7 protein-coding genes are annotated in these 7,740 nt (G+C 33.5%); 5 read left to right on the top strand and 2 right to left on the bottom strand.

What is annotated here, in order from left to right; genetic code table 11:
• Positions 1–211 precede the first annotated feature (211 nt).
• Both QQS35_RS19955 and QQS35_RS19950 read left to right on the top strand, forming a co-directional pair.
• Positions 212–1,513 carry a hemolysin family protein gene (locus tag QQS35_RS19955; RefSeq protein WP_285934003.1) on the top strand — a complete coding sequence of 434 codons (1,302 nt, stop codon included), beginning with the start codon at positions 212–214 and terminating at the stop codon, positions 1,511–1,513.
• 128 nt (positions 1,514–1,641) lie between these two features.
• Positions 1,642–2,634 carry an aldo/keto reductase gene (locus tag QQS35_RS19950; protein WP_285934002.1) on the top strand — a complete coding sequence of 331 codons (993 nt, stop codon included), beginning with the start codon at positions 1,642–1,644 and terminating at the stop codon, positions 2,632–2,634.
• Between the two features lie 82 nt (positions 2,635–2,716).
• Here the strand turns inward: QQS35_RS19950 and QQS35_RS19945 are convergent, their stop codons facing one another.
• Positions 2,717–3,652: an NADP-dependent oxidoreductase gene (locus QQS35_RS19945; RefSeq protein WP_285934001.1), complete on the bottom strand. Its 936-nt coding sequence runs from the start codon at positions 3,650–3,652 to the stop codon at positions 2,717–2,719.
• 227 nt (positions 3,653–3,879) lie between these two features.
• Between QQS35_RS19945 and QQS35_RS19940 the strand changes: the two genes are divergently transcribed.
• A complete protein-coding gene (locus tag QQS35_RS19940; protein WP_285934000.1) occupies positions 3,880–5,607 on the top strand; it encodes an ATP-binding protein in 1,728 nt (575 codons plus the stop codon).
• A 108-nt stretch (positions 5,608–5,715) separates the two neighbouring features.
• Here the strand turns inward: QQS35_RS19940 and QQS35_RS19935 are convergent, their stop codons facing one another.
• Entirely contained in the window at positions 5,716–5,847 is a 132-nt protein-coding gene (locus QQS35_RS19935; protein WP_285933999.1) for a hypothetical protein, read from the bottom strand.
• A 110-nt stretch (positions 5,848–5,957) separates the two neighbouring features.
• Here QQS35_RS19935 and QQS35_RS19930 point away from each other — a divergent pair, with 110 nt between their 5' ends.
• A complete protein-coding gene (locus tag QQS35_RS19930; RefSeq protein WP_285933998.1) occupies positions 5,958–6,107 on the top strand; it encodes a hypothetical protein in 150 nt (49 codons plus the stop codon).
• A gap of 207 nt (positions 6,108–6,314) precedes the next feature.
• Complete coding sequence (hemG, locus tag QQS35_RS19925; protein ID WP_285933997.1) at positions 6,315–7,709, top strand: protoporphyrinogen oxidase; 1,395 nt, start codon at positions 6,315–6,317, stop codon at positions 7,707–7,709.
• Positions 7,710–7,740: the final 31 nt, after the last annotated feature.

Here is a 7,740-nt window from a genome sequence, read left to right as displayed (position 1 = left end):
TGAAGCGTTCCCCATGGAAAGCGAGTGTTTTTCCGCAGCGTTGGATCACAACTAAACTAGGGAAGAATGCACAAAAGCAAAGAATACTTAATGCGCACTTTCTATCAAGTATATAACCTGAGAAAGCTAAATTGTTTACTAAGATAGCCGAAATAAAAATATAAAATTTAGAATACTTTTCTATTTAACTTTAACTTGGAGGTTTTATCTGTTGTCAACCGATATAATAATTTTAGTTGTACTTATCATTATTAATGCCTTTTTCGCTGCATCTGAAATCGCTTTAGTTTCCTTGAATGATAATAAAGTGAAGAAAATGGCTGAACACGGTGATAAAAAGGCTAAAATGCTTTATCATCTTCTTTCTGCCCCTGGCAGGTTTTTAGCAACAATTCAAATAGGGATAACATTAGCTGGTTTTTTAGCAAGTGCGTTCGCAGCAGATACATTTGCAGAACCATTGGCACAAACATTATATGGCCTTGGAATTCCATTATCCCTAAACATGTTGGAAACCGTTTCAGTAATTGCAATTACAATTATATTAGCCTACTTTACATTAGTAATAGGAGAACTTGTACCAAAACAACTAGCTTTGAAAAAGCCAGTAGCTGTTGCTAACTTTGCTGTAATTCCACTTACCTTTTTGTTTAAGGTTAGTTTTCCGTTTGTGAAAATATTAAATATGTCTACGAATGGTATTGTTCGCTTATTTGGTATTGATCCGAATGCTGAAGACGAGGAAGTTACAGAAGAAGAAATTAGAATGATGGTCGATGTCGGGGGAGAAAAAGGAACAATAAATGTAAGTGAAAAGTTAATGATAAATAATATTTTCGAATTTAACGATCGGACAGTATCCGATATAATGACTCACCGAACCGAAATGACGTCGATATCGATTGAATCTAGTTTAAAAGAGATTGCAGAAATTGTGAATTTGAAGAGATACACACGGTTTCCGGTTTATGATGAAAGTGTGGATAACATTGTTGGTATCTTATATTCAAAAGACTTAATTCAATTTGTGGAAAAGGACAATGATGATTTTAACTTGAGAAATATGATTCGAAAACCGTATTTTGTTGTAGAATCTCAACGTATAGATGTTATTTTTAGTGATATGAAAAAGAACAATGTCCATATAGCAGTTGTACTTGATGAGTATGGTGGTACAGATGGGTTAGTGACAATTGAGGATGTTATCGAAGAAATTGTTGGAGAAATATCTAGTGAACATAGTCTGATAAAAGCCAAGGAAGATGAGATACATGAAGTTAGTTTAAACAAATACGCAGTTTTTGGGACAACACATTTATATCAATTAGAAGATAGACTGGGTATTGACTTACCAAGTAATGATTACGATACGTTAAACGGATTTTTAGTAGGGCAACTAGGTTACATTCCAACTGAAACAGAAAAACCTACAATACAATATAAAAATATTCGTTTCGAAGTTAAAAAAATAACTGAAAAACGAATCGAAGAAGTAATCATTATCGTTGAATAGTTGCTTTAAAAAATTCTAGAAGTAGTTAGCTTTCTCCTAATTTGGATGCTTAGCTAGCTATTTTTTTGCAAAATGATAAGCTATGAATAACAACGAATATTTGGGCTTTAGGAGAGGAGTTTTTAAAAATGGAAGTTGTGACACGTGTGCCATTAAGAAATTTAGGTGATTCAACAACAAAAATATCTGCTTTAGGATTAGGCTGTTGGCAATTCAGTAAAGGAAAGGGAATGGTTGGTCGGTTTTGGGCAGAAATGAAACAAGAAGACATTACGATGATTGTGAAAATGAGTTTAGGGGGAGGCATTAATTGGTTTGATACTGCGGAAGCTTATGGTAAAGGTGAGTCGGAAAGGGCCCTTTCTGAAGCTTTAAACACTATTGGTCCCTCTGCTGAACAAGCATTAATTGCAACAAAGTGGTGGCCGATTTTACGGACAGCATCCTCGATTACTAAGACGATTGATAACCGTTTAGAAGCACTTGGGGGACGCCAAATTGATCTATATCAAATTCATCAACCATATTCATTTTCCACTGTGAAAGATGAGATGAAGGCAATGATTGAACTTCTCAAAGATAATAAAATAAAGTATGCCGGGGTTAGTAATTTTAATGCTTCGAAAATGAAGCAGGCAGATGAGGTTTTGAAAAAGGAAGGCTACTCGTTAGTTTCAAATCAAGTGAAATATAGTCTGTTAGACCGTAGAATAGAAAGAAATGGAGTACTAGATGCTGCGAAGGAATTAGGAATCACAATCATAGCCTATTCTCCTCTTGAGCAAGGGATACTTTCTGGAAAATTCCACAAAAATCCAGATTTGATTAAGAAGATACAGGGACCGAGAAAGTACACATCCTATTTTAAGGCTTCTGGTTTAGCTAAGACTCAGCCTTTAATTGATGTCTTGGAGGAGAAAGCAATTAAATATGGTGTTAGTCAAACTCAAATTGCACTTAATTGGTTGATTCACTTTCATGGCGATACAGTAGTGGCAATCCCAGGTGCTTCCAAACTACATCATGTACAAGAGAACATCGGAACACTACAATTTACTTTATCAACAGATGACCTTAATGAGATAGATTCTGTTTCAAAGCAAGTTGCGACATTTGATTAGAATTTTTATTGGCTTAGTTTTCATAAAAAAAGCACGATAGCTAGGCACTTGCCTAGTTACCGTGCTTTTTTTTGGCACTCACTTATTTTACTTTGATCACAATTTTACCTTTTGCATGATGTGTTTCGCTTAATCCATGTGCTTTTTGAAGTTCTTCAGCTGAAAAGCCAAATACATGACCAACTTGTGCTTTTACAACACCACTCTCCAATAGGTCACCCAGTTCACTTAACTGCTCACCATCGGGATTAAGCCAATAAGAGGAAGCTTCAACTTGATGTTTCTTTGCTAAATCCTCATCAGGCTGGCCAGCGATTGTGACAAGTTTACCACCTGGTTTTAGAACGCTAAAGCTTTTATTAAGAATATCTCCACCCATGGTATCTAAAACGATGTCAAAGTCCTTTAATTCCTCTTCAAAGTTTTGTGTGCGATAGTTAATAAAATGATCAGCGCCTAATTCTTTTACATAAGTTTCGTTCTTTTCACTAGCTGTAGTAGCAACATGTGCACCAAAATGTTTCGCAATTTGTATTGCTAAACTACCAACACCGCCTGATCCAGCATGAATTAATACTTTATCATTTTCCTTTACCTCTGTTCGATCAATGAGACATTGCCATGCAGTTAAACCGGCTAATGGAATCGATGCTGCTTCCTCATGAGAAAGGTTTTTAGGTTTTTTCGCTAATAGGTTTTCATCAACTGATGTATACTCTGCATAAGTCCCTTCTGCATTTGTATCCGGTCTAGCGAAAACCTCATCACCGACTTTAAAGTTTTTTACATCTTTGCCTACTTCTACAATGACCCCAGAAACGTCCCAACCAAGGATTATAGGAAAAGAGAAATCAAGCATGCTTTTTAAGTACCCTGCACGTAATTTCCAATCAATCGGATTGATAGAAGTTGCATGAACTTCCACTAACACTTGATTATCACTAATTTCTGGTTTTGGAACTTCTTGTTCTTGTAACTCTTCTTTCGTACCATACTTGTTTATAACAATTGCCTTCATTTATATGATGCTCCTTTGTAAAAATGAACTTATTTAAGTATTACCTAGTGTAGTAAATTCCAATCTAAATATCAAAAAATCAGCTTGGAAAGACATTACTAGAGAAATGAATTTTTATAGTACATTTTAACTATTTCATTGCTTTCATAGTGATTATAAATTAGAATCAAAAGTAACAATATCATACAAATATAGACAAAAAATTTATTATAGAAGAGTGATACTTATTGAATAACATAGTTTTAAGAAGGATATATTTATATTCGATTTCTATAATAGGTTGTGTTGTGTTTCTTTTGCATAATCCTATTTCTATTTTTTTTCAAGTAACTGATAACTTTAGTTCGGTACTTTTAATATTATTTGTTGTTAGTATTTTAATTTCTTATCGTTTTCAAATTTTAGTACCCCCAGATGGTAATTCTTTTTCATTGGATTCATCGATTTTTTTAGCTATAACTTTTATTTATGGATTAGAAATATCATTATTTGTATTATTTGTTGGAAGTGTCATATACGATTTAAGACAACAGAAGGCTTTATGGAGAGCGCAAATATTTAATTTTGCAATGTACACATTAATGATAAGTGGAGCTTATTATGTATTCATTTATACTGCTGGAGAAATTGGCCAAATTAATTTTAGTAGTACTTATTCTTATATACTAGCCTTAGGATGCTATTATGTTATAAATATAATTTTAGTAGGACTAGGTTTTTTAATCGCCTCGTCTAATCGCTTGTTACCTTTACTAAAAAAAACGTTCCAAGAAACAATAATAGATTACATTATTATTTTTGCTTTAGTATTTATTTTAGGACTAGTTTTAGAAACAAGTCCTATATTTGGCATAATAGCTTTTACTTTTTTAATTGTAGTATTATCTATATTCTTTAAAAAGTATTTTCGTTTATTTGAAAAAGTGTCCAATGACAAAAAAAACAGAGAGCAAATGATGGATTCGTTACCAATAGGAATTATTACATTAGAAGAAGAAGCTTTTGATATCAGGATTAATTCATTTGCTGTCAAACTCCTTAACATAGAGCCAGACGAAATTAAGAAAATACTTGTTAGTGAGAATAAGGTTCAGATAAAAAATAAAGAGTTTTGGAATATTTTCCAAACGAAACAGATAGTTGAAAATGTAAGAGTTGTTTATAAGACAGAAAAAAAAACCTATAGGTTATTAGTTTCGCAATCCGAACTCACTAATCACTCGTTTGTTACTATAGGAAGAATCTATCACTTTATTGACATGACTGACCTAGAAGAGTTACAAAAGCGAATCTATCAATCAGAGAAGTTAGCGCTTTTAGGTGAATTGTCAGCAGGAGCTGCACATGAAATTCGCAATCCTCTAACCGTTATTCAAGGCTTTTTAACATTGATGACAGAATCCTTTTCCAAATCGGAACAAAATAAATTTCATATTCCATTTATGCTGAGTGAGTTTGAGCGGATTGATTCGATTGTTGAGGAAATGCTAATGCTAGCAAAGCCAGGGGAACCTAAACTCATGGAGGCCTATATCAAAGATATTATTGAAGAAATAGTTCCACATTACACAAATTCTACAGCGCAAGAGATCGAGTTTAATATCAATTTGGATGATACACGATTGTTGTTAGACGAGAAGCAAATGAAACAAGTGATGTATAATTTAATAAGAAATAGTTGTGATGCTATTGGAAGTAAAGGAAAAATATCAATTTATTCGAAGATTAATGAAGATACTTATCAGCTTTTTATTGAGGATACTGGTTCAGGAATTCCTTTGGAGTTACAAGAGTCAATCTATAGTCCATTTTTAACTAATAAGGATTCTGGAACTGGCCTAGGTTTAACCATTGTACAAAAAATGATTGAAAACCAAAATGGCGATATTAAATTATATTCTACTTCAGAGAACGGTACAACATTTTTGATTACCCTACCTTTGCCAAAAGAATAGAGATGTACATAAAAAAAGCGACTAAGCAGTGTTAGTCGCTTTCCTTCAAATTTTGAGGATGTATGTTTAGGTCTAGTAATAAGTTTAAGTCAAAAAAATCATCCCTTATTAGGGATGGAGAAAGTCAATATTGTTTGTTTTATCACTCATCTGATCAGCTCTTTTAGCAACTACCATTAAGCTCATTGTAAACGTGCCTACCATGCCGACAAGAATAGTACCGATTACGAATACAAACATGCCTGACAACCTCCCTAAATGTTGGTGGTCTTTATATATATAATCTACACAAATTTGTAAACGTTTACAATAGGATATCAAGCCTATTTTTTGTTTTGGACTAATCAAAGTTGAATTCACTTTGGATTCATGAATGGGCTGGGAAAATGTTATTTGCAGATTATAAGACTGTTGTCATGGGTGCTGCGATGGTTATACTAAACGATACCTTTAAAGAACATTATGAAAACATGGAGATTAGTGGAACTTATGAGATTTGATTGAAGTGATTGAACAAGCAAGGGGAATTGGAAATTAGCAGGATAGTGCAGTAACAAGTCTCCATATGTTGAGAGGCTTATTACTGCTTTAAGAGAAATCTAAATATGACTAAAATCTGAACGTTTATCACCGATGTCCTTAACCTACATCTCCTGTGGTATACTCTAAATACTAAATAGTTGAAATTACGATTGAGGTGTACATGAATGAAAACAGTGCTAGTAATTGGTGGAGGGATTACAGGTCTGACGACTATGTATGAATTGCAGAAATGGAAAAAGCGACAGCAATCAGATATCGACTTAATTCTTGCTGAATCAAATGAAACACTTGGTGGGAAAATCTCTACTATTAAAGATGAGGATTTTATTGTGGAAAAAGGTGCAGATTCCATTGTTTCCCGAAAAATAAACGATATGCCCTATATAAAAGAACTTGGTTTGGAAAAAGAGTTAGTTTACAACGCATCAGGTAAATCTTATCTCTATACGGAAGGTCAATTGAAACAGATACCTGACGATGCAGTATTTGGAATACCAATGAGTGTAGAGTCTTTAGCAAAAAGCACACTCGTTTCTGCAGATGGAAAAGTCGAAGCATTAAAAGATATTTATACAAGAAATGAAACATTTACAAAAGAAGATTCCATTGGCGAGTTTTTAGAGTATTTTCTTGGAAAGGAGCTCGTGGAGAAACAGATTGCACCAGTCTTATCTGGTGTTTACTCAGGGAATCTAAGTGATCTAACGATTGGATCTACGTTACCTTATTTAATTGATTATAAAGAAAAATTTGGTAGTATCATTAAAGGCTTTGAAGCAAATAAGGAAAAATTTAAGAGTAGTGGTGATAAGAAGTTCTTATCCTTTAAAGGTGGGCTAGGAGCATTTATTGATGCATTCGAAAATGCTTTAGACCAAGTGCAGATTCTAAAAAACAGTAGAGCAACAAATATCGAAACTGAAAATAATCGATACAAAGTTTCCTTTGCAAATGGAGAAATAATTAAAGCGAATCAAGTCGTTTTAAGTGTTCCGAATACCGAGGTGGAGAGTTTATTTACCGATAATCAACTCGATGAATATATTGCGCCATTTCAAAGTAGTTCTTTGATTAGTGTTTATTTAGGATTTGATATTAGTGATCAAATACTTCCTATGGATGGAACAGGTTTTATTAAAGCAAACAGTAATGATATTATTTGCAACGCTTGTACTTGGACGAGTAAAAAGTGGAAACATACATCTGGAAAAGGAAACTTACTTGTAAGATTGTTTTATAAAAGTAATCTCCCTAACTTTACTGCTATACAGGATATGTCTGAAGAAGGATTATTACAACTTGCCAGAGAAGATGTATCTAAATCACTTGGAATAACAACTGATCCAATTACTAGTGAAGTGACTAAATGGAATAATAATATGCCTAAGTATCAAATGACTCATCCTCAGGCTGTTCATTCTCTTGAAAACAAATTGAAAGAAAACTATCCAGGTATATGGATCTCCGGTTGTTCTTATTATGGAGTCGGTATTCCAGATTGTATGCAAAACGGGAAAGATACTGCATTAAAAATCATTGAGTCACTAACTGATAAATAACAGATATTATAAGTCGCTCCCCTTGTATAAA

Source organism: Aquibacillus rhizosphaerae (assembly GCF_030282825.1).
In the GTDB taxonomy this organism is placed as follows: domain Bacteria; phylum Bacillota; class Bacilli; order Bacillales; family Amphibacillaceae; genus Aquibacillus_C; species Aquibacillus_C rhizosphaerae.
The sequence above is the reverse complement of the archived record's forward strand: the minus strand, read 5'-3'. Positions and strand labels throughout refer to the sequence as shown.